This is a genomic window from Streptomyces sp. NPDC001530 (genome assembly GCF_042894545.1).
Taxonomy (GTDB): Bacteria; Actinomycetota; Actinomycetes; order Streptomycetales; family Streptomycetaceae; genus Streptomyces.
Genome location: NZ_JBIAVS010000026.1, coordinates 1 through 26013, shown reverse-complemented (window position 1 = coordinate 26013; position 26013 = coordinate 1). Strand labels below are relative to the sequence as shown.

The following is a 26013-nucleotide window of genomic DNA, read 5'->3' as shown; positions in this document are numbered from 1 at the left end:
GCCCGCCTGCCCTCTGCCAGCCATGGCGCACGCTTGACCTCGTCAGATCCGGCCAACGCATGGCTCAGTCAGATCCGACCCGCGCTTGTCAGCAGGCACGCGCCCAAGTGCCGGCCGAGGCGGCACACGGCGGGCGCCTCGCCAGGTCTTACCCACGCCTGACCTCGCCAGGTCCGGCCCACGCCTGGCCTCGTCTGACGCGCCACCCGCCCGGCCCAGGTCAGGACGGCCACACGCCCGTCTCCAGCAGCGAGGTGATCGCCGCCGTGTACGGTGCGATGTCCAGCCCCTGTTCGGCCAGCCACGCGTCCGAGTAGTACTTGTCGAGATAGCGGTCCCCGGGGTCGCACAGCAGGGTGACCACGCTTCCCGTACGCCCCTGCGCCACCATCTCGGCGACGATCTTCAGCGCGCTCCACAGACCGGTGCCGGTCGAGCCGCCCGCCTTGCGGCCGATGGCCTGCTCCAGGGCGCGTACGGCGGCGACGCTCGCCGCGTCCGGCACCTTCATCATCCGGTCGATGGCACCGGGCACGAAGCTCGGCTCCATACGCGGCCGGCCGATGCCCTCGATGCGCGAACCGCGGTCGCAGTTGACGTCCGGATCGCCGGTGGTCCAGCCCTCGAAGAAACACGAATTCTCCGGGTCGGCGACACAGATGCGGGTGTCGTACTGCATGTAGTGGACGTAGCGCGCGAGCGTCGCCGAGGTGCCGCCGGTACCGGCCGTGGCGACGATCCACGCGGGCTCCGGAAAACGCTCCAACTCCAGCTGGCGGAAGATGGATTCAGCGATGTTGTTGTTTCCGCGCCAGTCCGTGGCCCGTTCCGCGTAGGTGAACTGGTCCATGTAGTGGCCGCCGGTCTCGACCGCGAGGGCGGCGGACTCCTCGTACATCTTGCGCGAGTCGTCCACGAAGTGGCACTGCCCGCCGTGGAACTCGATCAGGCGGCACTTCTCGGCGCTCGTCGTGCGCGGCATCACCGCGATGAAGGGCACGCCGATGAGCTTGGCGAAGTACGCCTCGGAGACGGCCGTAGAGCCGCTGGACGCCTCGATGACAGGGCGGCCCGGCCGGATCCAGCCATTGCACAGCCCGTACAGGAAGAGCGAGCGGGCGAGGCGGTGCTTGAGGCTGCCGGTGGGGTGGGTCGACTCGTCCTTCAGGTACAGGTCGATGCCCCACTTCTCGGGCAGCGGGAAACGCAGCAGGTGCGTGTCGGCCGAGCGGTTGGCGTCGGCCTGGACCTTGCGGACGGCTTCTTTGAGCCAGGCCCGGTACTCCGCGTCGCTGTGGTCGACGTCGAGGGTTTCACCGGTCCGGGTCTGCTGGGGGCTGCTCACGGCGGGGCTCCTTACGCATCGTGCCGACGCCGGTTCAGCTGGTCGGACGCCTCGATGATAAACACCTTCCGCACGCTTCTCACCTGCATAAACACACCTTTGAGCGCCCCAAAGGCACCCCTGGGGGCGGCTCGCGAGGCGATGGGGGCGCATACCGGCGTGTGCTCCCATCCCTGCCGCCGGCTCGCCATGCGCACTGGTGCTCGACGCCGCCTGCGGGCAGACTGCACCGCACGGGGCGACGGTCCCCGACGGGGATGCACACTGGATCACGACAGAGCACCACCGCGGCGCACAAGGGGGCGGGGCATCATGGCGGAGCCGGAGTTCACGGCCACGGGCGTGCGGATCGGGAAGAGGCTGCGTTCACTCACCCGGGCCGGCCAGGTCCGGATCAGCGACGGCAGGCTGCAGTTGCTCACCAGTTACGGCAGCGAGATCGACAGCGCGCCGGTGCAGGCGGTGCGCGCGTCCAAGCCCTGGTTCGCCCACGAGGACCGGGCGTTGGCCGACGTCAACGGCACGCGCTACTCCCTCACCCTCGGTGAACACGACCCCGCGCCCGGCACACCGGGGCCGCCCTCGGCGCGCCGGTTCATCGAGGCGGTACGCAAGGCGGCGGGGCGCAGCGGCTGACGCGGTGCGCTTGGCAGCACGGCGCAGCGAAGCTGTGCGTGAGGCAGCGGGGCACAACAGCTGAAACAGGCCGCGGGACAGCGGGGGCGCAACAGCTGAGCCAGCCCGCGGGGCAGTGGGCGCAGCAGCTGAAGCAATTCGTGAAGCAGCAGGTCTCGCAGGGTGAAGCAAGCCGCGAAGCAGCGGGGCCCTGCGGTTCGGACAGCGGCCGCGAAGGCGGCAAGTGCCGCGAGTTGCAGGACCGCACCCCCTGAGTCACGCTGGTCTCACATCACTCTGGGTTTACCGGCGATAACGCTGCGAACCAGCCCGCCGGCCACCACAGCAGGCGGCCGTTCCACTCAGCCACTCTGCTGGATCCGATCTCCGTCTTCTTCCGGACCTCAATTCGGGGAGTCGCAGCCGTGATCAGCCAGCCAAGCAGGCATTGCACGGTGGAGCTCCAAGCCCTGCCGTCGCGGATCGGCCAGGTCCGCAGAATCGTCTCTGCACAATTGCGCTACTGGCATCTGGACGCCTTAATAGACCGGGCCGCGCTCGGAGTGACCGAGCTGCTGACCAACGTCCACCGGCACGCCCAGCCCGACAAGCTGTGCACCGTGGAGATCGAGCTGCTACTCGACCGGCTCACGGTCTCGGTGCGCGACCACGACCCCCGCCTTCCCGAGGTGCACGACGCGGACCCGACCTCCACCACCGGACGCGGCCTCGCGATGGTCGCCGCCGTGAGCGAGAGCTGGGGCGTGCGTCCCGACGGCGAGTCGGGCAAGGTCGTGTGGTTCACGCTTCCGGCGCCGGCGCCCGTGGTGACGGCGCCCGTCCGCCCGGCATACGACACGGCCCGCGAGACCACGCGCAGGCACAACGTCGACGGCCTCAGGCCGGAACACGCTCCCGCCCGGTCCGCCGTTGCCGGCTGACCGGGCGGTGACCGTTCCTTTGGACTGAGCAGGAGTGAACCTGATCAGCCGCACGCCCCGAACGGTGCTGGGCGCACTGGTCGTCCGCTTTCGCATCCCGGGCGGCGACACGAATCCTGTCCGTGGTCCGAGCCGGGTGGGCGGAGTCCCTCACGACCTGGCCATATGGATGCGGCCAGAGGCGACGGGGAGGCCCTGGACCATCTCGCTGGTGGAACAGGGGCCCCGCACGCCGGCACCGCATCCGGCGTCCCAGATCGCACGGCGACGCTACCCCGGTCCGCCCAGGGCACCGCAAGCCCGCGAGCCGACCATCACACGATCGAGTCAAACCGTCCTCGTACACACTCCCCGACGACCAGTTCCCACCCCCACCTCGTACGCTCCTGGAGGGCGAAGGCGGTGCGTCCCTGGGTGGTGGCTCACTCGGTGGCGATGGCGCGCAGTACGTCGAGGCGTGCCGCCCGCCGGGCCGGGCGCAGTCCCGCGAGAGCTCCGGCCGCGAGGCCCACCAGCGCCACCACCACGAGCCGCAACGGCGGAACCGCGAAGGCGAAGGCGGTGTCCGAGGCGCCGTCGGAGGCCTTGACGAGCACCCAGCCGAGGAAGGCGCCGAGAGCGAGCCCGCCCGCCGTGCCGAAGGCGGCCACCAGGACCGACTCCCAGCGGACCATGGCGCGCAGCTGCGCCCGGGTCTGTCCGACGGCCCGCAGCAGACCCAGTTCACGGGTGCGCTCGTGGATCGCGAGCGTGAGGGTGTTGGCGATGCCGAGCAGCGCGATGAGCACCGCGAGGGCGAGCAGCGCGTAGACCAGGGTCAGCATCATGTCGATGCCGCCGGCCGAGGACTGCGCGTACTCGCCGCGAGTTTGCACCTCGGGGTTGCCGTACTGGTCCGCGACCTTCTTCACCGCGGCCTTGCCGTCGGCCGTGCTGACGCCGTCCTTGAAGGAGACGGCGACCAACGTGTCGGAGTCCTGGGTGCGGTGCGGGGCCCAGGCGGCGCGGGTGATGACGTAGTCGCCCGCGAGTTCCGACTGGCCGTAGACGGCTCGGACGATGAAGTTCTCCTTCTTGCCGTCGGTGAAGGTGAGTCGGGTCGTGTCACCGGTCTTGAGGTGCTGCTTGTCGGCCTCCTTCTGGGTGATGGCGATGCCATCGGTGCCCAGGTCGTCCAGCGAGCCGTGTACGTCGCCCAGGTCGAAGACCCTGCCGAGCGTGACCGCGTCGGTGACGGTCAACGCGCGCCCCTCGCCGTCGACTTCGGCTACCCCGCGGCCCAGGCCGACGGCGTTTTCGACCGTGGGCTGCTTCGCGATCGCGGGCGCCAGCTTCGGGCTCAGTCCGCTGCCGCCTGCGCCGAACGACGGGGTGCTGACGGCGACGTCGCCCGCGAAGGACCGGGAGACCGTCTGGTCCATGGTGGCCTTGAGCGAGGCGCCGAAGACCGTGAACAGCGAGACGACGGCGACGCCGATCATCAGGGCGCTCGCGGTGGCGGCGGTCCGCTTCGGGCTGCGCAGCGCGTTGCGCCGGGCGAGTCCGCCGGTGACGCCACGCAGCCTGTCGAGGGGGATGCCGAGGACGCGTACGGCGGTCGAGGACGCGACGGGGCCGAGCACCACGAAGGCGGCGAGGGCGAGTACGGCGCCGAGCCCGGCCAGCCACAGGGACGGATTCGCCAGGACGCCGGTCAGGGTGGTACCGACCGCCAGCGCGGCCAGCCCGCCGCCGACGATCGCGCGGCCGCGCGAGGCTCCCGACTGGTCGACGGCCGTCTCACGCAGCGCGGCGAGCGGCGCGGTGCGTCCGGCGCGTACGGCGGGCAGCAGGGCGGAGCCGAGGCAGACCACGATGCCGACCGCGAGCGGCAGCAGCATGGACAGTCCGCTGATCACCAGGTTCCCGTCGGGGAACGGGAATCCGATGGCCGGGAAGAGTGCCTGGAGTCCGGCCGCGATGCCGATGCCGCCCGCGAGGCCGGCGGCCGAGGCGGTCACGGCCACGACGCTCGCCTCGACCAGGGTCGAGACGGTGACCTGGCGGCGGGAGGCGCCGAGGGCACGCAACAGGGCGTTCTCGCGGGTGCGTTGGGCGACAACGATCGCGAAGGTGTTGTGGATGGAGAAGGTCGCGACGAGCAGCGCGATGCCGGAGAACACGAGCAGGAAGGTCGTGAAGAGGGTCAGGAACTGACTGGAGATCATGTCGGTGTTCTCCTGGGCCGACTCCTGGCCGGTGATGGCCTCAACTCCCTTGGACAGGACGGGAGTCAGGTCGGAGACGAGCTGGTCCTGACTGACGCCGGGGCCGGCCCGCACGCGGATGCTCGCGGCCTCTCCGGGCTTCGCGGTGAGGTACTTCTCGGCGTCGGCCTGCGTCATTCCGGTGAACGTCACCTGCGCCATGCCGTCCTCGCCGCCGAAGGTAGCGAGACCCACGATCGTCACCTTGACGGGATCGGGCGTGCGCAGGGTCGTCGTGTCGCCGATCTTCAGATCGCCCTTCTTCGCGGCCCCTCGGTTGACGACGACCTCGCCGGACTTCGACGGGGCGCGGCCTTCGGCGAGTTGGTACGCGTTGAGCTTCGGGTCCTCGATCCAGTTGCCCGCGAGGGTGGGCGGGCCCTGGCCGCCGATGGGCTTGCCGCCCGCACCGACGAGCTGGCCCGCGCCCTGGATGTCGGGCACGGCGGCCGCGACACCAGGGGTCTGCTCGATCGACTTGACCAGTGCGGTGTCGACGGGCTGTCGCACGCCCTGGCTCTCGCCGGGCGTCGTGATGGTGCCGGCGCTGCGGACGACGGCATCGGTGCCCTTCGTCGCATCGCCGAACATCGTGTCGAAGCTCGCCCGCAGCGTGTCGCCCATGACGAGCGTTCCGGCCAGGAACGCGACGCCGAGGAGCACCGCGAAGAACGTACCGGCGAAGCGCCGTTTGTGGGCGCGCAGGGACGAGACGCTGATGCGTAGGGAGGCGTTCATGACGGCGCCCCCTTGCCGTCGAAGGCCTTCATCCGGTCGAGGACCTTGTCGGCCGTCGGGGATTCCATCCGGTCCACCAGACGTCCGTCGGCGAGGAAGACGACCTCGTCGGCGTGCGCGGCCGCCACCGGGTCGTGGGTGACCATGACGACCGTACGGTCCATCTGGCGCACCGCGCGGCCGAGGAGGTTCAGGACCTCCTCGCCGGAGCGGGAGTCGAGGTTGCCGGTGGGTTCGTCGGCGAAGACGACATCGGGCTGTCCGGCGAACGCCCGTGCCACGGCGACGCGTTGCTGCTGTCCGCCGGAGAGCTCGCTGGGGCGGTGGTGGAGCCGGTCGCGCAGGCCGACGACGTCGACGAGCGCGTCGATCCAATCGCGCGAGCCCTTCGATCCGGCGAGGTCCATCGGCAGCGTGATGTTCTCCGCGACGGTCAGCGTCGGGACCAGGTTGAACGCCTGGAAGACGAAGCCGATGCGGTCGCGGCGCAGCAGGGTCAGACGGCGGTCGTCGAGCGTGCCCAGGTCGGTGTCGCCGATGAACGCGGCTCCGGAGGTGAGCGTGTCCAGGCCTGCCGCGCAGTGCATCAGGGTGGACTTGCCGGAGCCCGAGGGCCCCATGATCGCGGTGAAGCGCCCGGCCGGAAACCCGACGCTCACCCCGTCCAGGGCCCGCACGGCGGTGTCTCCGCTGCCGTACACCTTGACGGCGTCGGTGACACCCGCGGCATGACGCGTCGTGGTCGCGGTGGTCATGCCGCTCCCCCCTTGCCCGTACGCCCGAACTGCTCGTCCAGGACGGAGAGCCGGCGCCAGTACTCGTCCTCGTCGATCTCTCCGGAGGCGAAGCGGCGGCCGAGTACGGCGATCGGCGAGTCACCCGTCGGACGGGGGTCGCCCTCGGGGCCGAAGCCGCCCATCGCGCGCCACGGACCGCGGCGACCGCGACCGACGGTGCGGCGCAGGACGGTCACGACGCCGATCACGACGGCTGCCCAGATCAGCGGGAAGAAGAGGATCCACGGGCCGGGGCCGCCGTCCCAGTTCGCCAGGGTCTGCATCTCGAGTCATCTCCTCAGTGGGATATGCGGTGGGATCTGTTGCGATGCTTCGAGATTCGCTCCGGGAAGGGGTCCAAGTCGTCGTACGGCCAGCGGCCGTGCTCATACCTCCGTGGGAGTACGCGGGGCGTCGCTGGCTGCTCCCTAGGTGTCCTGGGCTCCCCCTTGAAGGCCTCGACTCCTGTACCTACTAGTATGTACAGTGAACTGCATGGGCACTGAGGAGCGACTGATCGAGTCCACTCGCGAGCTGCTGTGGGAACGCGGTTACGTGGGCACCAGCCCCAAGGCGATCCAGCAGCACGCCGGCGCGGGGCAGGGCAGCATGTACCACCACTTCAAGGGCAAGCCCGATCTGGCCCTCGCCGCGATCCGCCGCACTGCCGAGGAGATGCGCGCTACCGCCGAGGGCGTACTGAGCGCGCCCGGATCGCCGTACGAGCGCATCGAGGCGTATCTGCGCCGTGAGCGTGACGTGTTGCGTGGCTGCCCTGTCGGGCGGCTGACGATGGACCCGGAGGTGATCGCGAGCGACGAGCTGCGCGCGCCGGTCGACGAGACGCTCGACTGGCTGCGCGAGCGACTCGCCGGAATCGTCGAAGAGGGCAAGGAACAGGGCCAGTTCGCGCCCACGCTCGACGCGGAGGAGATCGCCGCGACGATCCTCGCGACCGTCCAGGGCGGCTATGTCCTGGCCCGCGCCTCCGGCTCACCGGCGGCCTTCGACACGGGGGTTCGCGGTCTGCTCGCCCTGCTCGCGCCTCTCCGATAAGCGAACACCGCGTGAGATACACCGCGTGGCCCCCGCCACCCGGACGCCTCTCCCGCCCGAGGAAGCCCAGGAAGCCCAAGGAAGCCCAAGGAAGGCCCTTCCCATGCACGCCATGCAGTACGAGCTCACCTTCCCCGCCGACTACGACATGGACATCATCCGCGGGCGTGTCTCCCGGATCGGGCACTTGCTCGACAACTGGGACGGGCTCGGATTCAAGACGTATCTGATGCGGGAGCGCGGGGTGGACGGTTCGCCGGTCAACCAGTACGCGCCGTTCTATCTGTGGAACACCGCCGAGGGGATGAACTCCTTCCTGTGGGGCGGCGCATTCCAGGGACTCGTCAACGACTTCGGGCGCCCCGTGGTGCAGCACTGGACGGGTCTCGCGTACGAGGAGGGCGGCGCCGCCGGCTCGCCCGCCAAGGTCGCGGTGCGGCGCCGGCAACCCATCGCCGAAGGAGTGGAGCTGTCGGAGGTGATGGAGGAGGCCGTGCGCGAGGCCGGTCGGCTGGCCGCGCTGGACGGCGCGGTGTGTGCGACGGCAGCCGTCGATCCGCGGCGCTGGGAGCTGGTGCACTTCTCGCTCTGGGACCACGACTCCCCCAAGGCTTCGGGTGAGATCTTCCAGGTGCTGCACATGTCGGCGCCGGAACGCGACCGGCTGCCGCGGGGTCGGCAGTGGTGAGCGCCGTTCGGACGGTCGCCGGGGACGTCCTCCCACAGGACCTGGGGGTGTGCGACGCGCACGACCACCTCTTCTTCGCCAGCCCCCAACTCTCTGGCCAGGAACTGCGCGACATGTCCGCCGCGCGGGCCGAGCTGGCCGCGTTCCGCGCCCAGGGCGGGACCAGCGTGGTGCAGTGGACGCCGTACGGCCTGGGCAGGCGCGCCGCCGACCTGCCGCCGCTCGCCCGCGACACCGGCGTCCACGTGGTCGCCGCGACCGGACTGCACCAAGCGGCGCACTACGCACCGGAGTTGCTCACCGGGCTGCGCGGCAGGCTCGCCGACGTCTTCGTCTCCGAGCTCATGTCCGGCATCGGCACCTCCGGTGTCCGCGCCGGACTGATCAAGGTCGCGGGCGGCTTCCACGCCCTCGACGCGCACGCGCGCTGGACGATGACCGCCGCGGCCGAGGCCCACCACGCCACAGGGGCGCCGATCGCCGTGCACCTGGAACTGGGCACGGGTGCCCTCGACGTACTCGACCTGCTGTGCGGCGAGCTGGGCGTGCCGCCGCGCCGGGTGATCCTGGGCCACCTCAACCGCTCGCCAGACTTCGTGGTGCAGCGCGAGGCCGCCGAGGCGGGCGCCTACCTCGCCTTCGACGGTCCCTCCCGCGCCCATCACGCCACCGACTGGCGCATGCCCGACGCCGTACGCGCCCTCGCCGACGCGGGTTTCGGCCACCGCCTGCTCCTCGGCGGCGACACGACGACCGCCGCGGCACGCTCGGTCAACGGCGGCCCCGGGATGCCGTATCTGCTGCGACGGGTGCGCCCCAGGCTCGAACTCGCCCTGGGTAAGGAGCTGGTGGACCGCATCCTCACGGAGAATCCCGGGCGCGCCTTCGCAGCCGATTGGCGCTAGGCGGTGTCGCGTCACATTCCCGTCGTCCGCCCGAAGGGCGAGCCTCGCCTCCCACGCCCTTAAGACAGTGGGGGAGCGTGCGTGGCGTCCCGAGGCAGGCGGGAGCGGAACTTCGGCGGACGAGAGTGACTCATTGAAGTCGTGGGACGACTGTCCCGAGGGGAGTGGGGGTGGCGTCGGTGAGGCGGGTCCAGTGCAGGAGGGTCTCCTGGTGGGATCCGGCCGCAGTGGCGCCGGCCACTGCCGCGGCGTCATCCGGGGTGCACGGTGTCCCGGAGCGGGTCAGGAGCGCCAATGGCCACTCGGGGACTTCGGGGACCTCCTGACCGTCGAAGGCAAACCAGTCCCAGGGTTCGTCGAACCGCCATGCCCGCCCCGCGGCGTCGGCGACCTCGTCACCTGGCTGTAGGAATGCGTACGGCCTGAACAGCAGGTCGAAGGTGAATGGTGTCCCGTCGCCCGGATGTATCTCGTAGCCTGTGCCGTTGACATGGCTGTCCGCCGGGACCTCGCGGTAGGACAGACCCCGGGGGAGCACGGCGACGGCCAGGTGCGGGCGAGGTAGCCAGCCCGTCTCCAGCGGGGGATCGAAGTGGTCGACCGCGGTCACATGGACCACTGTCGGCGGCACGCCCACCCGGCACACGTCACCCGGTTTCAGATGTTCTGGTGCCGGGTCGGTGCGGAAGAGTTCCATCTCGTGCCAGACGACGGTGCTCGCGTCGACTCCCAGTGCCACGATCCCGTTCCAGTGGACGAACTCGCTGTCGGGGTCAGGTCGCCACCACGGCCATTCCAACGACAGGTGATCCCACTTCAAGCCCTCATCAACCCGGGTCTGAGTGAACGGACAGGCGACCGACAGCACGTCGCCCACCCGGAAACCCACGTCATCCGTCATGACTTCAGGCTAGGTTGCGCCCCCGGTCAGGACGGATCAGGGTCTGCGACCTCAGATTGATCCACAAGAGACGGCCCGGCCGTGGGCCCGCGGCGCCGTATGCGCAACTGGCCGGCCGCCCGGTGCCGGCCTGACCGCATGAGTACGACGGCTGGGCTATCCCTCCCGGAGATCACCGCTGAGTGTTGCGCGTGCGGTGGTGAGGATCTGGTCGGACAGCGGCGAGTCCTTGACGGCACGGGCCAGTGCGACGGCGCCGAGCATGGTGCACAGCCTCGTGATGCCGTCCTGGTCGTCGGTGGCGAGCCAGGCGGCGAAGTCCTGTACGCCTTCGGAGTAGGCACGGTGGGCCTCGGGATCACCGCTGTCGCGGGCCATGTCGGCGGCGAGCGCCGCGGCGGGGCAGCCTGTGGACGCGTTGTCCCGGTGCCGGGGAGACAGGTACGCGTCGATCATGGCCTGCTGGGCTTCTTCGCGCCGCCCCTCGTGCTCCTCCAGAGCGGTCGTGCGCCACTGGGCCAGTTCGTCGAACGCATGCCTGACCGCCTCGTCGATCAGGGCTTCCTTGGAGTCGAACTGCTTGTAGAAGCCGCCGTGGGTCAGTCCTGCCGCCTTCATCAGATCGGCGACGCTCACACTCGTGCCCTGTTCGCGAAAGAGGCGCGAGGCCGTCTCCACGACCCGCTTGCGGTTCTCCCGCGCCTGCGCCTGCGACACCCGGCCCATGAGCACCTCCTCGATCAGATGACGGTTAGCATCTATCCTACTCCTGGAATAAATTACTCTCATCATCTATTTGATACGACTGATCGCTTGCCAGCCACAACCTGCCCACGGTGCCGCCCATCGCTTGGCCCCTCCCCTCGCACCTCCCTTCCACCAGAAAGCCCCTTCATGGAAACCCCCGTCGGATCCGCTCCCGAGCGTGAGCGGACACCCTCCGCAGCGGCCGAGCTCTCCCCCAAGCCGAACCAGGCCGCCCGCCGTCGGCCGCCGGTGAGGTCCTGGCTCCAGCCGACGGTGATCGCCCTGATCGTCGTGGCGGCCTTCATCGGCTGCTACGTGGGCCTGCAGCGCGACCCTCAGCCTCATCAGATCCCCATCGCTGTCACCGCACCGGACCTGCCGGGCCAGATAGGACAGGCCCTCGGCGACAGTGTCGATGTCCACCCGGCCGCCGGCGCCGAGGCCGCGCGCCAGGCACTGGAGCGCCACGACGTCGTCGCCGCGCTCAGCACCGACGGTCCGGGCCGGCTGCGCCTGGAGATCGCCGGGGCGGCGGGCACGTCCACCACATCGGCCGTGAAGAACCTCGTCGGCGCCTACGCCAACGGTGCGGGCGAGCACGTCACCACCGAGGATGTCGTCCCCCTGACCCACTTCGACGCCCGGGGACTGGCCAGCTTCTACATGGCCTTCGGCGTGACCCTGGCCGGTTTCGTCCTCGGTTCGAACGTTCTCGGCCTGGCCGGTCTGCTGCGCCTGCGCCACCGGTTCTGGCTGCTGGCCGGCGCCTCCTCGGCGATCGGCACGGTCGCCGCGATCATCGCCGGCCCTGTTCTGGGAGCGGTCCCGGCCCCGGTCATTCCGCTGGTCTTCACGCTCACCCTGCTGGCAGCTGCGGCCGCCTTCACCACCAAACTGCTCGGCACCTACCTCGGCCCGGTCGGGCTCCCGGTTGCAACCCTTGTGCTCCTCACCGCCGGCAATGCCACCAGTGGTGCCACCATCGGCGCCGATCTGCTGCCCACCGCGGCCCGAGCCGTCTCGGCACTGCTTCCACCTGGCGCGGCCGTCCGCGCCATCACCGACCTGAGCTACTTCGACGGCGCTCACACAGCAGGCCCTGTGATCACGCTCGCGCTGTGGGCCGTCATCGCCGGGGTCCTGGTCGGCCTACGCCCCCGCCTGACGCGCAGGCGCACCGCTGCCGCCGCCTGACCCAGGTCACGCGCCGCACGCACGTGTGATCACACCACCACTCAACTACTCAGCAATTCAGTCAGAAGGAGATGGACCGATGGCTGCCAGCAACCTTGTTCTCATCACCGGCGCCGGTGGCGTGGGCCGCACGGTCCTCGACCAACTGCGCGCGCAGGACGTGCCGGTGCGCGTGATGGTCCGCCGCGACGACGATCGAGCGGCCGAGATGCGTGCACTCGGCGCGGAGGTCGTCGTCGGCGACCTGACCCGACCCGAGACCGTCGCGGCAGCGCTGGAGGGCGTCGGGCGGATGTACTTCGCGATGCCCGTGTCGCCGGACCATCTGCTGGCCGCAACCGTGGTGGCCACCGTGGCGCGCGAGCACGGGCAGCTGGACGGCCTGGTCGACATGTCACAGATGACGGTGTCGCAGATGACCGCCACCAGCACCGCGGAGTCCCACCAGCAGCGGCTGCACTGGCTGGCGGAGCAGGTACTGAACTGGTCGGGCCTGCCGGTGATCCACATCCGGCCGACATCGTTCCTGGACAATCCGCTGTTCACCACGCTGGCGGCGCAATCGATCCGGGAGAACGGCACGATCGCGCTGCCGTTCGGTACCGGGCGCACGTCGCCGGTCGCCGTCGACGACGTCGCCCGGGTGGTCGCCACCGTGCTCCGCGACCCGGCTCCCCACGTCGGGCACGTCTACGAGCTGACCGGGCCGCGCACGGTCGACATGACAGAGATGGCCGAGGAGTTCTCACGGGCACTGGGGCGTCCGGTGACCTATGCGGACGTGCCGCTGGACCAGTGGCGGACCGAGGTGCTCGCCAAGGTGGGCCTGCCGCCACACACCGAACAGCACATCGTCACCATGGCCCGACTGCACCGTGAGAACCGCTACGACCGCGCATCCGACGACGTCGAACGCATCACGGGTGTACCCGCCCAAACCATCGAGGCGTTCGTGGCCGCTCGCAGAGACCTCTACCTGGGCTGAAGCCGCTCCGCCGGGGCCAGACCCGCCGCAGAAGCACCGCCCCTCGGGCGGCTTCCGCGGCGACCCCGCCCCTCGTCGGCCGGGTCGGCCCACAACCGACCCGGAGCCGTCACCAAGCCGCAGAGGAGCCGTTGCAATGCACCCTGCGACGGAGAGCCCCGACCCCGCCGAAACGGCACACCGCGCACGGCGGAGGGCCACCGTTTACGTGAATACGCGGCCGAGGCCCTGGAGTTGTGGCGCTCGTACCGCGAGGGGCACCCGGACCCGGCCGAGCTCACCGGCCGTCTCACGGTGTTCGCAACGGTGACGGCCTGCCAGGCGCCGCTTCCCGACCTGTTGGCACCCTTCCGGGCCGCGCATCCGCAGGTCCGCCTCGATCTGCGGACGGGCGACGCGCCGGCCACGCTGGCCCGGCTCGACGAGGGCGAGGTCGACGTGGCGGTCGCGGGGATCCCGGCGCGATTGCAGGAACCCCTGGTCAGCCGGACGGTGGCGACGACAGAGCTGGTCTTCGTCCCCGCCGGCGACCGCCCGGACCCAGGGCTCGAGGGCCCCTTCGTACTCCCCCACCGGGGACTCGTCCGCGAGGCGGCCGACCGCTGGTTCCGCGCGCGGGGCACGGCCCCCGAGGTGGCCACCGAACCGGACGGCCACGAAGGGCTGTTGACCCTGATCGCGGCGCTGTGGAGCCTGACCGGATCCTGAGCGCTCAGACCTCGGCCAGCGCCGCCGGAGGATCGTCGAGGACCGGCTGCCACGCCAACTCGGCCGCCCCCACCAGGCTGTTGTGGTCCAGCGTGCAGGCGAGGATCGGTACGCCGCCGCTCTGTCCCCACAGGCTGCGGTCGGCGACGACGGCGCGCAACCGCTCCGGGTCGGCGTCGAGCAGGGTGCGGTGCAGCCCGCCGAGGATGATGCGGTCCGGGTTGAGGATGTTGACGAGACCGGCGAGTCCAAGGCCCAGGCGGTCGATCAGCGCCTCGGTGGCCGTGCGGACGGACGGGTCGGCGTACTGGCCGCGGATCAGGTCGTTGGCCTGCTGGAGCAGCGACACCTCGGGGCCGGGGTCGCGCCCCGCCGCGTCGAGGAAGGCCAGTGGGTCGGCCTCGACGTCGAGACAGCCGCGGCTGCCGCAGTAGCAGGGGCGGCCCTCGGGGTTGACGGTGAGGTGGCCGACTTCGAGGGCGAGCCCCGAACTGCCCGTGTGCAGCCGCCCGTCGAGCACCAGCGCCCCGCCGACGCCCCGGTGTCCGGTGGCCACGCACAGCAGGTCGTGGGCGCCGCGGCCCGCGCCGTGGCGGTGCTCGGCGAGGGCGGCGAGGTTGACGTCGTTGGCGGCGAAGGCGGGTCCCTGGATGCCGGCCGCGCGGACCCGCTCGGCGAAGATCTGGCGTACCGGAGATCCCGCCGGCCAGGCCAGGTGCAGCGGGTTGAGGGCGAGCCCTTCGGGTTCGGCGACGGCGGACGGGACGGCGAGCCCGGCGCCCACGCAGCGCCGCCCGGTCTCGCGGAGCAGCTCGGCGCCCGCCTCGACGACCGAGCCGAGCACCTTCGCCGGATCGGCGTCGACGGTCTCGCAGCCGGGCGCGGTGGCGACGATCCGGCCGCCGAGACCGACCAGCGCGGCCCGGAATCCGTCGGCGTGCACCTGCGCGGCCAGTGCGACGGGCCCGTCCTCGGCGACCTCGAGCCGGTGCGAGGGCCGCCCCTGCGAACCGGCCGCCGCCCCGGGCCGGGCGTCGACCCGGATCAGCCCCAGCGCCTCCAGCTCCGCGGCCACCGCGCCCGCGGTCGCCCGAGTGACGCCCAGCTCGGCGGTGAGCACGGCACGCGTCGGCGCACGCCCGGTGTGCACGAGCTCCAGCGCCGGTCCGAGTGCTCCTCGCCCCCGGTCCAGTCGCGTCCGCGTGTTCCCTTCCCCCGCCGCCCGGGGGCCCGCCTTGCCGTTCATGAGGGCGAGTCTCCCATGATCCGCTCGTGCGGTGGCCCCGCGCCTGATGCACGGCACAGGCTCTGGAAGCCGCTCACCCGCAGAGTGACGTTCAGCCGGCCGGTCAGCCCCAAACTCCCGCGGCGCCGTTCCCGCGTGCACCCGGGGCACCCCGTGGAAGGCGAGCCGGGAGGCCCCGCCGAACACGAAGAGATCGCCGCTGCGCAGCTCCACATCCGTGTACGGCCGTGCGCGTGACTCCGTGTTCCCGAAGCGGAAGACGCAGGTGTCGCCGAGGCTCAGCGACACCACCGGCGCGTCCGACCTCTCGTCGCTGTCGCGGTGCATGCCCATGCGGGCATCGGCGTCGTAGAAGTTGATCAGTGCGATGTCGTACGCGGCTGTCGCCTCCTGGCCTCCGAGGGCGTCCGTGACCGCGCGGCGGCCGAGATCGTCGAGCCACCGCGGGAAGGGCTTCACAGGGGCGCCGTCGCCGTCGACGACCGTGCGCGCGTACCCGTACGGATACCAGTGCCAGCCGAGGCAGACCTGCCGGGAGGTCATCGTGCCGCCACCGGGGGTGCGGACCGTGCGCAGGCCGGCCGGTGGGCGGGCCCAGTCACGGCAGGCCGCCACGAGCTGCCGCTGGCGATCGGCGTCCAGCCAGTCCGGGACGTGCACCGCGTCGGGCGCGATCTCCGTCCGGCTCCGGGGGAACAGCTCTGCGTCCATGGACATGGGACCATCCTCGCGCAGCCGGCCCGGCCCGGCGTCGCTTAGCCTTGACCCACGATGAACGACCGGATGACCACACCCTGGGGCGAGTACACGCTGGCCCGATTCCCGGAGAACCCCCGCGAACAGCTGCGTGCCTGGGACGCCGCCGACACCTATCTGCTGCGGCACCTCGCGGAGAGCGGGACCCCCCTGACCGGATCGGTCGTGGTCGTCGGCGACCGGTGGGGCGCGCTCGCCACGGCGCTGTCGGCGCACCGGCCGACGCAGATCACCGACTCGTTCCTCGCGCACGAGGCGACCCGGGCGAATCTCGCGCGGGCCGGTGTCGAGGAGGCCGCGGTACGGCTTCTCACCACGCAGGACCCGCCTCCGGAGCGCATCGACGTGCTGCTGGTGCGGGTGCCGAAGAGCCTCGCCCTCCTGGAGGACCAGCTGCACCGGCTGGCGCCCGCCGTGCACGAGGGGACGGTCGTCGTCGGCACTGGGATGGTCAAGGAGATCCACACCTCCACGCTGCACCTCTTCGAGCGGATCCTGGGCCCGACCCGCACCTCGCTGGCCGAGAAGAAGGCCCGGCTCATCTTCTGCACCCCTTACCCGGGGATCGCGCGGGAGGCCAACCCGTGGCCGTACCGCTACGAGCTCCCCGACGGCATCGGTCCGGTCTCCGGCCGCACCGTCGTCAACCATGCGGGCGTCTTCTGCGCCGACCGTCTCGACATCGGCACCCGGTTCTTCCTCCAGCACCTGCCGCGCAGCCGCGGTGCCGAGCGGGTCGTGGACCTGGGCTGCGGCAATGGGGTCGTGGGTACGGCGGTCACGCTGGCCAATCCCGAGGCCGAGGTGCTCTTCGTCGACGAGTCGTACCAGGCGGTGGCCTCGGCGGAGGCGACCTACCGGGTGAATGCCGACGGGAGCGCGGAGTTCCGCGTGGCGGACGGGCTGGCGGGCGTCCCCGCCGGGAGCGTCGACCTCGTGCTCAACAATCCGCCGTTCCACTCGCACCAGGCGACGACGGACACGACGGCCTGGCGGATGTTCTCGGGGGCGCTGCGTGCGCTGCGGCCGGGCGGCGAGCTGTGGGTGATCGGCAATCGCCACCTCGGCTACCACCTGAAGCTGCGCCGCCTTTTCGGCAACAGTGAACTCGTGGCCAGCGACGCGAAGTTCGTGATCCTCAGGGCCGTCAAGAAGTAGCGCCACGCAGGACGCGGGGTGAGGCGCCGAGTTCGCGGCGGCACGCCTTGTTGAAGGCCTGCAGGTCGGGGATGCCGACGGAGGCGGCCACGGCCGGGATGGAGAGGGTCGAGGCGCGCAGCAGGTGGCGGGCGCGCTCCAGTCTGCGGCGGCGGATGTAGGCCACGACCGTGGTGCCCGTCTCGGTGCGGAAGAGCCGGGTCAGATGGTTGTGGGAGACCCCGGCGGCGCGGGCGATCTCGGGGATGGTGAGCGGGGCGGCGAGGTGGGCCTCGATATGGGCGATCGCCGTACTGACCGCGGGGTGTGGGCCCGGGCTCGTGACGGCGGGCGGGGTGAGGTCGGCGATGCGCCACAGCGCGGTCCAGATCTCGGCCCGGGTGCGCTCGGATGCGCCGGGCGCCGCCGTGATCGCGTGCAGCAACAGCCCGGAGAGCGTGGGGAGTTCGGGCCCGGCGTCCTGCATGACGGGAATGGTGCGCGGCGGGCCGGTGGGGGCGATGCGCAGATGGGCGTAGAGGTGTTCGGAGCGGCCCTGGTAGCGGTAGCGGACCGTCGCGCCGGGGGGTACGAGGCTCACCCGGCCGGGGCGGATGAGGTGCGGTGTGCCGTCGACGGTCAGCTCGGCGTCGTACTGGTAGAGGTGCAGCTGCCACAGCTCCGGCAGCCGGAAGACGTCGGTGGGGCTCGCGACGCCGTGGACGCCGACGCCGATGTTGACGACAGCGGGCGGCTCGCCGAGGTGCAGCTCCGTCTCCCGCATGGTGAAAAACTACCAGTAGTGGTGAGTGGGGCCAACGCGCCGACGAAGGCGCCGCTCCTACGGTGGGCGCATGACCAACACGTTGGAGCACACAACCGGCACCCCTCGGTTGAGTTCGGTGCGGATGGCGCACTTCGTGGCCCACGGCTCGCTGCGGCTGGACGCCGTGGTGCCGCCGGAGATGAATGCCGAGGGGATGGAGGTGCTGCGCGGGGGCCTGCCCGACGTGCCCTACGGCAGCCCCGTGCCGGACGCCTACCCGGAGGGGTCCTTCGTCCGCCGGCTCCTCGAACTCCCCGCTGTGGCCGGTGCGTTGCACAGTCTCGTCGGTCCCGGCCCGTCCGTCGACCACCACGCGGTGCACATCCGCGAGCCCCGCGAGGGGCGGGCGCAGCCGCTGCACGGTGACGCGATCATCGATGTGCGCACGGACGCCTTCGACGTCCAGTTGATGTACTACCCGCAGGACGTCACCCTCGACATGGGCGGCACCCTCAGCGTGCCGGGCAGCCATCTGCGGCGCACCAACGAGTCGGACACCGGGCGCTATCAGAACCTGCGCGGGCAGAGCCGGCTCGTCTGTCCGGCCGGCACCGTGGTGTTTCTGCACCATGGCCTGTGGCACGGCGGCCGACGCAACGACAGCGACACGGTCCGCTACATGTTCAAGATCCGCTTCAATCCGACGGTGCGGCAGCGGCGGCTGTGGGACACCTCGGACCTCGGGGACCCCCGGGTCGCCGAGGAACTCGCCACCACCTTCCCGTGGTACGAGCACGCCACCGGCCGTCTTGAGATCTACAACCGCGTCCTGCTGTGGCGCTCGCTCACCGGGGACGACTCCTTCGACCTGGATCACTGGGTGACCCGGGTCTCCAACCGCCCGCAGAGGCAGGCAGCATGAGTATCCGTCAGCAAGTCCTGGTCCTCTACCTCGCCACCTCCGCGCTGGACGCGGACGTGGTGGGCTGGTCGGTCTACGACGGCACCGGCCGTACGTCCCCCACGACCGGGGACAGTGACGAACCCCCGTACACGTCGGGCGTGCACGCCCTGGAGGACGGGTGGCGGCTGTTCCAGGCGGCGCGGCTGATCCCGCCGTATCCAGGGCGCGAGTACGACGTGTCGTTCCTCAAGCACGAGTTCTTCTTCGAGAAGCTGGTCGACATCGAGGCCGTCTGAGATCACCCGAGCCGGTACGCCGATGGGATCAGCCCCGTAGTACGCCGATGAGCCGTGCCACCGCCCGTGCCATCGCCTCCCGCCCCACGCTGAGGTACTTGCGTGAGTCCACCGCCTCGGGGTGGGCGGCGAGGAACTCGCGGATGGCGCCGGTCATCGCGATGTTCAGCGCCGTGCCGACATTGACCTTGGCGATGCCGCCCGCGACGGCCGCCGTCAGCTCGTCGTCCGGCACTCCGGAGGAACCGTGCAGGACGAGCGGCACGCCGAGCGCGCCGGTCAGTCGCTTGAGGAGGTCGTGGTCGAGGGTGGCGGTGCGGGTGGTCATCGCGTGCGCGCTGCCGATCGCCACGGCCAGGGCGTCCACGCCTGAGTCGGCCACGAAGGCGCGGGCCTCGGCGGGGTCGGTGCGGGCGCCGGGGGCATGGGCGTCGAGTGGCGGCTCGCCGTTCTTGCCGCCGATCTCCCCCAATTCGGCCTCGATCCACAGCCCTTGGGCGTGCGCCCAGTCGGCGGCAGCCCGGGTGGCGGCGAGGTTCTCCTCGTACGGGAGCCGTGCCGCGTCGTACATCACGGAGCTGAACCCGGCGCCGGGCGCCTGCCGCAGAAGGTCGTCGCTCTGGACGTGGTCGAGGTGCAACGCGACGGGCACCGCGGCGCGTTCGGCCGCCGCGGTCGCGGCGCGGGCCAGCGGGAGCAGCCGTCCGTAGCGGAACTTCACCGCGTTCTCGCTGACTTGGAGGACGATGGGTGCGTCCACGGACTCGGCTCCCGCGATGACCGCCTCGACGTGTTCGAGGGTGATGACGTTGAACGCGGCGACGGCGGTCCGCGCTCCGGCGGCCGCGGTGACCAGGTCACCGGTTGCTGCGAGTGGCACAACTCCTCCTTTTCAGTGGGTGGTTGAGCCGAGTCAGTGGCTCAGGATCACCGAACGGGTGAGGTGGCGCGGCTGGTCGGGGTTCAGCCCACGGGCCGCGGCGACGGCGACCGCCAGTCGTTGGGCGCGGACGAGTTCGGCGAGCGGGTCGAGCCGGCCGGCCACCCACAATCCGCCGGTCTCCCGCACCTGTTCGGCCAGCCCTTCGGGCGCCTCGCCGAGCATCCAGGTGGCAGTGCCCCGGGTGGTGATGCTGATGGGGCCGTGCCGGTACTCCATCGCGGGGTAGGCCTCGGTCCAGGCGAGCGAGGCCTCACGCATCTTGAGCCCGGCCTCGTTGGCGAGCCCGACGGTCCAGCCGCGGCCGAGGAAGGTGAACTGCGTGCACTCCACGAGCCCTTCGGGCAGCGGAGTCTCCAGCGCGGTGCGCGCGTCGGCGACGACAGCGTCGGAGTGCAGGCCCAGGTGGGCCCGGAGCAGCGTGAGTGCGGTGGTCGCGAACCGCGTCTGCACCACGGACCGCTCGTCCGCGAAGTCGAGCACGACGATGTCGTCCGCGGACTCCATCACGGGGGTCTCGGGGTCGGCGGTGATGGCGGTCGTCCGCGTACGCCCGCGCAGGCCTCCGAGGAGTTCGAGCACCTCGGTGGTGGTGCCGGAGCGGGTGAGGGCGACGACGCGGTCGTACGCGCGCCCGTGCGGGAACTCCGACGCGGCGAAGGCGTCCGTCTCGCCCTGCCCGGAGTGCTCGCGCAGCGCGGCCACGGCCTGCGCCATGAAGAACGAGGTACCGCACCCCACGATCGCGACCCGCTCCCCCGCCGCGGGCAGCGCGGCACCGTGCGCGGCGGCCTGCTCGGCGGCGCGGATCCAGCACTCGGGCTGGCTGCTCAGCTCGTTCTCGACATGGGTCATGCCGTACCCCTCCCACTGATGCTTGTTCATGCAAGATATAGCGAGCTTTCGAGCACAATCAAGCATTCGAGCCAGGAGGGGGTGCGCTAGGGTCGCGGAAGATCGAGGAATGGAGAGTGCGGATGTCCCGCGACGCCCGCTGGAAGGCGCTATTGGAACTGCTCGTGGAGCGGGGCCGGTTGGATGTCGAGGAGGCCGCGGCGCAGCTTGAGGTGTCGGCCGCGACGATCCGGCGCGACTTCGACCAGCTCGCCGAGCAGCAGATGCTCGTCCGCACCCGGGGCGGAGCGGTCGTCCACGGCGTCTCCTACGAACTGCCCCTGCGCTACAAGACCGCCCGCCACGCCTCCGAGAAACAGCGCATCGCCAAGGCGGTGGCCGACCTCATCGCCCCCGGCGAGGCGGTGGGCCTGACCGGCGGCACCACGACCACCGAGGTGGCCCGCGCCCTGGCCGTACGCCCCGATCTCGCATCCGGCTCCCCCGCGCTGACCGTCGTCACGAACGCCCTGAACATCGCCAACGAGCTCGCCGTGCGCCCCCAGTTCAAGATCGTGGTCACGGGTGGGGTGGCGCGCCCGCAGTCGTACGAGCTCATCGGTCCGCTCGCGGACGGCGTACTCGGCCAGATCACGATCGACGTCGCGGTGCTCGGCGTGGTCGCCTTCGACGCCACGCACGGCGCGGCCGCCCACGACGAGGCGGAGGCCGCGATCAACCGCCTGCTGTGCGAGCGCGCCGAGCGCGTGATCGTCGCCGCCGACTCCAGCAAGCTGGGCCAGCGCGCGTTCGCCCGGATCTGCGCTGCCGAGTCGGTGGACACGCTGGTCACGGACGCGGCGGTGGAGCCGACGATGGTGCGGCGCTTCGAGGAGGCGGGGGTGGCTGTTGTCGCCGTGTGACGGCTGACAACTCGGTTCACAGCCGAGCCTTCGGCTGCTCCGATCACGACCTGAGGAGCGACAACTCGATTCACAGTCGGACACCGGGACTCTGCGATCACAGCCGGCCCACCGAGGCTCCCCCTCCGCCGGCCGGAGCCGACTGCGACGGCAAGCGCACACAGGGCCTGCCCATGACCGCACCGAGCAGACGTCAGCGAGCCCGTGGCGCCCCCGCATACCCCGCCTCCCGCCGTGGAAATCATGAGAAACTGTGCGATATCGGCAGCGAGGTGGCGGCGGCATGACGGACGCGCGGATCGACTACGCGGCGGTGTTCCGGGCCTTGCCCGGCATGGTGGCGCTGCTCACGCCCCAGCTCGTGTACGCGGACGCCAACGAAGAGTTCCTGCGCATGTCGGGGCGGACACGGGAACAGCTGATCAACCGCCACCTGTTCGACGTCTTTCCGGACAACCCGAACGACCCCACCTCGACAGGCATGCGCAACCTGGAGGCCTCGCTGCGCCGGGTGCTGGCCACCGGCGAGCGCGACGCGATGGCCCTGCAGCGGTACGACGTCGAATCCATCGAGCGGCCCGGGCAGTGGGAGGAACGCTTCTGGAGCCCGATCAACGCACCGGTGCACGGCCCGGACGGGGAGGTGGTCCTGCTGGTGCACCGGGTCGAGGAGGTCACCGAACTGATCCGGGCCCGCGGCGGCCCGACCGGGGGCCGGGCCCGTGTGCTCGAAGCCGAGCTGTACACGCGCGCCCGTGAGCTGCAGGAACTCAACGAGCGCCTGCGTCAGGCACACGCCCGCGAGCGCGAGGTGGCACTGGCCCTGCAGAAGGCGATGCTGCCGGCCCCTCAACAGATGGGACACCACCGGGCCGCCGTGCGCTACCGCCCGGCGGTCGGCGCGCTGAACGTGTGCGGGGACTGGTACGACCTCGTCGACCTGGTGGGCGGCAACCGCATCGGCGTGGCCGTGGGCGACGTGGTCGGTCACGGCCTGGAAGCCGCCGGCGTCATGGGCCAGCTGCGCAGCGCGCTCACCGCCGCCTCACGCGTCGCCGTGGGCCCCGCTCAGGCCCTGGATGTCCTGGGGCGCTTCGCCCACGTGGTCGACGGCGCCGAATCGGCCACCGCGGTCACCACGTTCATCGACTTCGACGACCACACCATCACCTACAGCAGCGCCGGCCACCCCCCGCCGGCACTGGTCCACACCGACGGTCGCGTGGAGTTCCTCGACCAGGCCACCGACCCGCCGCTCGACGCCCGCCCCGACCCGGTCCCGAGGCCGCAGGCCTGCACCGCGTTCACCGACGGCGCCGCCGTGGTCCTGTACACCGACGGTCTGATCGAACGGCGGGGCGAGGACATCGGCACCGGCCTGGACCGCCTCGCCACCTGCCTGACCCGTCACAAGCACGCCGACCCCGAAGCCCTCGCGGACGCCGTCCTGCAGGAGATGCTGCCGCCGGGGGGCGCCACCGACGACACCGCGCTGATCATCGTGCGGTTGTGACCGAGCGTCGGCGGCCGCGTCTCCGGCCGCCCGCGGTGGCGTAGCCGCCGTCGAATGGATACCGATCGAGCTTCTACTCCATGCGGGCGATCAGCCGAGACATTCAGTAATTGAGTGGTGACGTGACGGCATCCTGCCTGTTGAGTGGTCCCGGCCGACGCACCCGCACGCCATCTGCCCTGCAACGCACGGCCGTTGTGGGCCGCGACGAAGCGGCCGACCTGGCGTCCGTCCCGACAGAACAGGAGCCCGGCATGCTCGTCACCCACCTTGCCCTGGTGTCCGAGACCGACCAGATCACCCCGTCCCAGCTCACCCGGGTTGCCGCCGCGCTGCAGAAACAGGCCACCCGGGACTTCGCCCCGATCTGGAACATTCCCGCCACCGTTGACGCCTTCGACAGGCTGAAGGACGTTCCGGTCGGCTACTGGCCCATGATCGTCCGCGATGACATCCAGCAGTCCGGAGCAGCCGGCGTCCACCTCGACAACAACGGCCAGCCCTTCTCACTGATCGAGTACAGCGACAGCTGGTCGCTGACCGCAAGCCACGAAATGCTGGAAATGCTCGGCGACCCCGGCGGCAACCGGCTGGTTGCCGGCCAGTCCCCCAAGGCGGACCAGGGCGTGGTGGAGTTCCTGGTGGAGGTCGCGGACCCGTCGGAGGCTCCGGAGAACGGCTACACCATCAACGGCCTGCTGATGTCGGACTTCTTCACCCCGCACTTCTACGACCCGTTCGCCGCCCCCGGTGTGCGCTACAGCTTCACCGGCAGACTGGACGGCCCCCGGAAGATCCTTCCCGGTGGCTACATCAGCTGGCACGACCCGGTGAGCGACCACTGGTGGCAGCAGATCTGGTTCGACACCGACCAGCCGCGCTTCCGCAACCTGGGCCGTCTGACGGCCCGCGCGGGCAGCCTGCGCTCGGCCATCGACTCCCGCACGGGGACGATCAAGCGCATCGCCACCAGCGGCCCGCAGTCCGACCGCTTCGCCGCCGCCCGCACCCTGACCGCCACGGTGAAGGAGTCCACCACGTCCCGCGCCGACGCGTGGCGCATCCAGATCGACGAACTGCAGGCCGGTCCCGTCATCGAAGGCGCCTGGGAGGGCGGCGAGCACGACAATGAGTAGCACGACCACACTCGGACCGCCCGGGAAGGAGGTGCGCTGTGGCACACGAGAAGAAGGGCCGCAAGGACCGCGCCGACGACCTGCATGCGGTGATCGATCGCCTCACAGCCGCACCGGCAGCGGATTCGCCCCCCATCGCCCCCAAAGGACCTGGCGGGATGAGCCTGCGTGAGGCCATCCATCGCCGGATGCAGGAACTCGACGCCTCCGAAGGCGACTCGCCGCGCACGGAGCAGCCCGTGCAGCCGGTGAAGCCGGTGAAGCCGGTGAAGCCGGACGACGAAACGTCCTGAGCCCACTGACCCCGTCTGCGCACACCCATTGGGCCGCGCCGACGGGGTCAGGCCTGTCGATTGACCTTCTCCGGCGGGGTGAGTGGCTCTACTCCAGCGGGGCCAACGGCTTGGAGAGCGGCCCGGCCGCCCGGCGCCTCGGAGGACCGGCCGCCCGGCGCCTCGGAGGACCGGCCGCCCGGCGCCTCGGAGGACCGGCCGCCCGGCGCCTCAGGTCCGGCGGCCTGGCGTCTCAGGCCCGGCCGGTCAGGAACGAGTCGAGCGCCGCCGTCAGCTCCGCGGGCTTCTCCACCGGCAGTTCGTGGCCCGCGTCCACGATCCGCACCACCGCGTCCGGGTAGGCCTTGGCCATCCGCAGCATCTGCGAGACGGGCAACTGGATGTCGTGGTAGCCGTGCACCAGCAGGGTGGGCGTGCGGATCTCGCCGACCCGGTCGAGGACGTCGAAGGCCCGCATGGCCCCGTAGAGCGTCATGACGACCTCCCGGGGTGTGTCCGCGGAGGCGTGGACGTACGCGCGGATCTCCTCGCGCGGGTAGCCGGGAGCGAAGGCCCGCTGGATGTTGGCGGCGACGAACAGCTTGAACGGCACCAGCGTGGATGCCGCCATCAGAAGACCCCGTCCCCGGCTGTAGGTCATCCGGCTGATCGAGTTCACCAGCACCATGCGCTCCACCCGCTCGGGATGGGAGAGGGCGATGGTCTGCGAGATCATCCCGCCCATGGAGTGGCCGACCGGGATGAACCGGTCGACCTTGAGGTGGTCGAGGAGGGCGAGGACGTCCTTCGCCAGCTCCTCGACAGTCCGCACCCCCGCCCCGCTGCTCTCTCCGTGCCCGCGCAGGTCGAGGCGTATCACCCGACGCTTCTCGGCGAAGTGCGCCACCTGGTGGTCCCAGCGGTGCCGGTTGGCCGTCCAGCCGTGGATGAACACCAAGGGCACGCCGTCGCCGTCGCGGGGGCCCTCGTCGTCGTACGTCAGTGCTGCGCCGTCGACTTCGAGCTGCGGCATGGGTCGCCTCCTGCGGTGCGGTCCGGTTACTGACGGGTACGGTAGCGGCCCGCCCGGGCAGCCGTCACCGGCGTTTGCCGAGGAAATCGAGGATGTGCCCGAACACGTCGAGGGCGGCGCCCCGGCCGAGGAACGTAGCGAGGTGCCCGTAACCGGTGATCTCGGTGTACGCCACGTCCAGTTGCGGCTGCCGGTGGCCGAGTACGTCGCGCAGAGCTTCAACCGCGTCTGCTTCCTGCGGGGAGGGAGGGGCAGCGAGGAGTGATCCACATGGGTGGACGGCATGGGCCTGCCCCCCGTGAGGACCCGGAAGTGCCCCTAGTACTCCAGCAGCGTTTCGCTATCTGGCCTGGTCAGAGGCGTCGTCCGGAGTGTAGTTGGCTGATGGCGTGTCAGGGGCGGTCTTGGCGGA

At 70.9% G+C, this 26013-nt stretch carries 26 protein-coding genes and 2 pseudogenes; 16 read left to right on the top strand and 12 right to left on the bottom strand.

The genetic code is table 11. The features are described from left to right. Nucleotides 1–220: 220 nt before the first annotated feature. Nucleotides 221–1345, bottom strand: a complete 1125-nt coding sequence (locus tag ACFY0T_RS40725; RefSeq protein ID WP_388883042.1) for a PLP-dependent cysteine synthase family protein — start codon at nucleotides 1343–1345, stop codon at nucleotides 221–223. 312 nt (nucleotides 1346–1657) lie between these two features. Here ACFY0T_RS40725 and ACFY0T_RS40720 point away from each other — a divergent pair, with 312 nt between their 5' ends. Both ACFY0T_RS40720 and ACFY0T_RS40715 read left to right on the top strand, forming a co-directional pair. Then, nucleotides 1658–1981: a hypothetical protein gene (locus ACFY0T_RS40720; protein WP_388883040.1), complete on the top strand. Its 324-nt coding sequence runs from the start codon at nucleotides 1658–1660 to the stop codon at nucleotides 1979–1981. A 404-nt stretch (nucleotides 1982–2385) separates the two neighbouring features. After that, nucleotides 2386–2901: an ATP-binding protein gene (locus tag ACFY0T_RS40715; protein ID WP_388883038.1), complete on the top strand. Its 516-nt coding sequence runs from the start codon at nucleotides 2386–2388 to the stop codon at nucleotides 2899–2901. Nucleotides 2902–3323: 422 nt separating this feature from the next. Here the strand turns inward: ACFY0T_RS40715 and ACFY0T_RS40710 are convergent, their stop codons facing one another. From ACFY0T_RS40710 to ACFY0T_RS40700, 3 genes are read right to left on the bottom strand one after another with little or no spacing between them, the layout of a single operon-like run. Next, on the bottom strand, nucleotides 3324–5885 hold the full coding sequence (locus ACFY0T_RS40710) for an ABC transporter permease (RefSeq protein ID WP_388883036.1): 2562 nt from the start codon (nucleotides 5883–5885) through the stop codon (nucleotides 3324–3326). Beyond that, the gene (locus ACFY0T_RS40705; RefSeq protein ID WP_388883034.1) at nucleotides 5882–6640 is read right to left on the bottom strand and encodes an ABC transporter ATP-binding protein; all 759 of its coding nucleotides are present in this window, start codon (nucleotides 6638–6640) and stop codon (nucleotides 5882–5884) included. Before ACFY0T_RS40705 ends, ACFY0T_RS40710 begins: the two co-directional genes overlap by 4 nt. Next, nucleotides 6637–6945: an SHOCT domain-containing protein gene (locus tag ACFY0T_RS40700; protein WP_388883032.1), complete on the bottom strand. Its 309-nt coding sequence runs from the start codon at nucleotides 6943–6945 to the stop codon at nucleotides 6637–6639. Before ACFY0T_RS40700 ends, ACFY0T_RS40705 begins: the two co-directional genes overlap by 4 nt. Nucleotides 6946–7156: 211 nt before the next feature. Here ACFY0T_RS40700 and ACFY0T_RS40695 point away from each other — a divergent pair, with 211 nt between their 5' ends. The 3 genes from ACFY0T_RS40695 (at nucleotide 7157) to ACFY0T_RS40685 (ending at nucleotide 9310) form a co-directional block, all read left to right on the top strand. Then, complete coding sequence (locus ACFY0T_RS40695) at nucleotides 7157–7717, top strand: TetR/AcrR family transcriptional regulator (protein ID WP_388883030.1); 561 nt, start codon at nucleotides 7157–7159, stop codon at nucleotides 7715–7717. Nucleotides 7718–7820: 103 nt separating this feature from the next. Continuing rightward, nucleotides 7821–8405 carry a DUF4865 family protein gene (locus tag ACFY0T_RS40690; RefSeq protein WP_388883028.1) on the top strand — a complete coding sequence of 195 codons (585 nt, stop codon included), beginning with the start codon at nucleotides 7821–7823 and terminating at the stop codon, nucleotides 8403–8405. Beyond that, entirely contained in the window at nucleotides 8402–9310 is a 909-nt protein-coding gene (locus ACFY0T_RS40685) for a phosphotriesterase (RefSeq protein WP_388883026.1), read from the top strand. Before ACFY0T_RS40690 ends, ACFY0T_RS40685 begins: the two co-directional genes overlap by 4 nt. A gap of 130 nt (nucleotides 9311–9440) precedes the next feature. On the opposite strand, the gene ACFY0T_RS40680 is transcribed toward ACFY0T_RS40685, so the two are convergent. Next, nucleotides 9441–10211 (bottom strand): hypothetical protein, encoded by a 771-nt coding sequence (locus ACFY0T_RS40680; RefSeq protein ID WP_388883024.1) that lies wholly within the window; start codon nucleotides 10209–10211, stop codon nucleotides 9441–9443. A 156-nt stretch (nucleotides 10212–10367) separates the two neighbouring features. Further along, the gene (locus ACFY0T_RS40675; protein WP_388883022.1) at nucleotides 10368–10937 is read right to left on the bottom strand and encodes a TetR/AcrR family transcriptional regulator; all 570 of its coding nucleotides are present in this window, start codon (nucleotides 10935–10937) and stop codon (nucleotides 10368–10370) included. Between the two features lie 168 nt (nucleotides 10938–11105). Here ACFY0T_RS40675 and ACFY0T_RS40670 point away from each other — a divergent pair, with 168 nt between their 5' ends. The 3 genes and pseudogenes from ACFY0T_RS40670 to ACFY0T_RS40660 form a co-directional block, all read left to right on the top strand. Then, nucleotides 11106–12152 (top strand): hypothetical protein, encoded by a 1047-nt coding sequence (locus ACFY0T_RS40670; RefSeq protein ID WP_388883019.1) that lies wholly within the window; start codon nucleotides 11106–11108, stop codon nucleotides 12150–12152. A gap of 79 nt (nucleotides 12153–12231) precedes the next feature. After that, nucleotides 12232–13137: an NAD(P)H-binding protein gene (locus tag ACFY0T_RS40665; RefSeq protein WP_388883016.1), complete on the top strand. Its 906-nt coding sequence runs from the start codon at nucleotides 12232–12234 to the stop codon at nucleotides 13135–13137. A 174-nt stretch (nucleotides 13138–13311) separates the two neighbouring features. Beyond that, a pseudogene (locus ACFY0T_RS40660) lies at nucleotides 13312–13818 on the top strand (LysR substrate-binding domain-containing protein); the annotation flags it as partial. Between the two features lie 31 nt (nucleotides 13819–13849). On the opposite strand, the gene ACFY0T_RS40655 reads toward ACFY0T_RS40660, so the two are convergent. Both ACFY0T_RS40655 and ACFY0T_RS40650 read right to left on the bottom strand, forming a co-directional pair. Next, nucleotides 13850–15091, bottom strand: a complete 1242-nt coding sequence (locus tag ACFY0T_RS40655; RefSeq protein ID WP_388883236.1) for an ROK family protein — start codon at nucleotides 15089–15091, stop codon at nucleotides 13850–13852. A gap of 159 nt (nucleotides 15092–15250) precedes the next feature. After that, nucleotides 15251–15802: pseudogene (locus ACFY0T_RS40650) on the bottom strand (alpha-ketoglutarate-dependent dioxygenase AlkB family protein); the annotation flags it as partial. A 72-nt stretch (nucleotides 15803–15874) separates the two neighbouring features. On the opposite strand from ACFY0T_RS40650, the gene ACFY0T_RS40645 reads away from it, so the two are divergent. Then, the gene (locus tag ACFY0T_RS40645; protein ID WP_388883013.1) at nucleotides 15875–17005 is read left to right on the top strand and encodes a methyltransferase; all 1131 of its coding nucleotides are present in this window, start codon (nucleotides 15875–15877) and stop codon (nucleotides 17003–17005) included. Here the strand turns inward: ACFY0T_RS40645 and ACFY0T_RS40640 are convergent. After that, nucleotides 16995–17768 (bottom strand): helix-turn-helix domain-containing protein, encoded by a 774-nt coding sequence (locus tag ACFY0T_RS40640; protein ID WP_388883010.1) that lies wholly within the window; start codon nucleotides 17766–17768, stop codon nucleotides 16995–16997. The two genes, ACFY0T_RS40645 and ACFY0T_RS40640, sit on opposite strands and share 11 nt — an antisense overlap. Nucleotides 17769–17838: 70 nt before the next feature. Between ACFY0T_RS40640 and ACFY0T_RS40635 the strand changes: the two genes are divergently transcribed. Then, entirely contained in the window at nucleotides 17839–18672 is an 834-nt protein-coding gene (locus ACFY0T_RS40635) for a phytanoyl-CoA dioxygenase family protein (RefSeq protein ID WP_388883007.1), read from the top strand. Nucleotides 18673–18674: 2 nt separating this feature from the next. After that, nucleotides 18675–18950 carry a hypothetical protein gene (locus ACFY0T_RS40630; protein WP_388883234.1) on the top strand — a complete coding sequence of 92 codons (276 nt, stop codon included), beginning with the start codon at nucleotides 18675–18677 and terminating at the stop codon, nucleotides 18948–18950. Nucleotides 18951–18978: 28 nt separating this feature from the next. Here ACFY0T_RS40630 and ACFY0T_RS40625 read toward each other — a convergent pair whose 3' ends face one another. Then, complete coding sequence (locus tag ACFY0T_RS40625) at nucleotides 18979–19830, bottom strand: ketose-bisphosphate aldolase (protein ID WP_388883004.1); 852 nt, start codon at nucleotides 19828–19830, stop codon at nucleotides 18979–18981. 33 nt (nucleotides 19831–19863) lie between these two features. Continuing rightward, nucleotides 19864–20745 (bottom strand): SIS domain-containing protein, encoded by an 882-nt coding sequence (locus ACFY0T_RS40620; protein WP_388883232.1) that lies wholly within the window; start codon nucleotides 20743–20745, stop codon nucleotides 19864–19866. Nucleotides 20746–20867: 122 nt separating this feature from the next. Between ACFY0T_RS40620 and ACFY0T_RS40615 the strand changes: the two genes are divergently transcribed. The 4 genes from ACFY0T_RS40615 to ACFY0T_RS40600 all read left to right on the top strand — a co-directional run bounded on the left by ACFY0T_RS40615 (nucleotide 20868) and on the right by ACFY0T_RS40600 (nucleotide 24589). Continuing rightward, nucleotides 20868–21647 carry a DeoR/GlpR family DNA-binding transcription regulator gene (locus ACFY0T_RS40615; protein WP_388883001.1) on the top strand — a complete coding sequence of 260 codons (780 nt, stop codon included), beginning with the start codon at nucleotides 20868–20870 and terminating at the stop codon, nucleotides 21645–21647. Between the two features lie 283 nt (nucleotides 21648–21930). Continuing rightward, nucleotides 21931–23160 (top strand): PP2C family protein-serine/threonine phosphatase, encoded by a 1230-nt coding sequence (locus tag ACFY0T_RS40610; protein ID WP_388882998.1) that lies wholly within the window; start codon nucleotides 21931–21933, stop codon nucleotides 23158–23160. A 254-nt stretch (nucleotides 23161–23414) separates the two neighbouring features. Then, nucleotides 23415–24296: a hypothetical protein gene (locus ACFY0T_RS40605; RefSeq protein WP_388882995.1), complete on the top strand. Its 882-nt coding sequence runs from the start codon at nucleotides 23415–23417 to the stop codon at nucleotides 24294–24296. 38 nt (nucleotides 24297–24334) lie between these two features. Further along, the gene (locus tag ACFY0T_RS40600; RefSeq protein WP_388882992.1) at nucleotides 24335–24589 is read left to right on the top strand and encodes a hypothetical protein; all 255 of its coding nucleotides are present in this window, start codon (nucleotides 24335–24337) and stop codon (nucleotides 24587–24589) included. A gap of 232 nt (nucleotides 24590–24821) precedes the next feature. Here the strand turns inward: ACFY0T_RS40600 and ACFY0T_RS40595 are convergent, their stop codons facing one another. Beyond that, nucleotides 24822–25601, bottom strand: coding sequence for an alpha/beta fold hydrolase (locus ACFY0T_RS40595; protein ID WP_388882989.1), 780 nt, complete (start codon nucleotides 25599–25601; stop codon nucleotides 24822–24824). 94 nt (nucleotides 25602–25695) lie between these two features. On the opposite strand from ACFY0T_RS40595, the gene ACFY0T_RS40590 reads away from it, so the two are divergent. After that, nucleotides 25696–25866, top strand: a complete 171-nt coding sequence (locus ACFY0T_RS40590; RefSeq protein WP_388882986.1) for a hypothetical protein — start codon at nucleotides 25696–25698, stop codon at nucleotides 25864–25866. Nucleotides 25867–26013 lie beyond the last annotated feature (147 nt).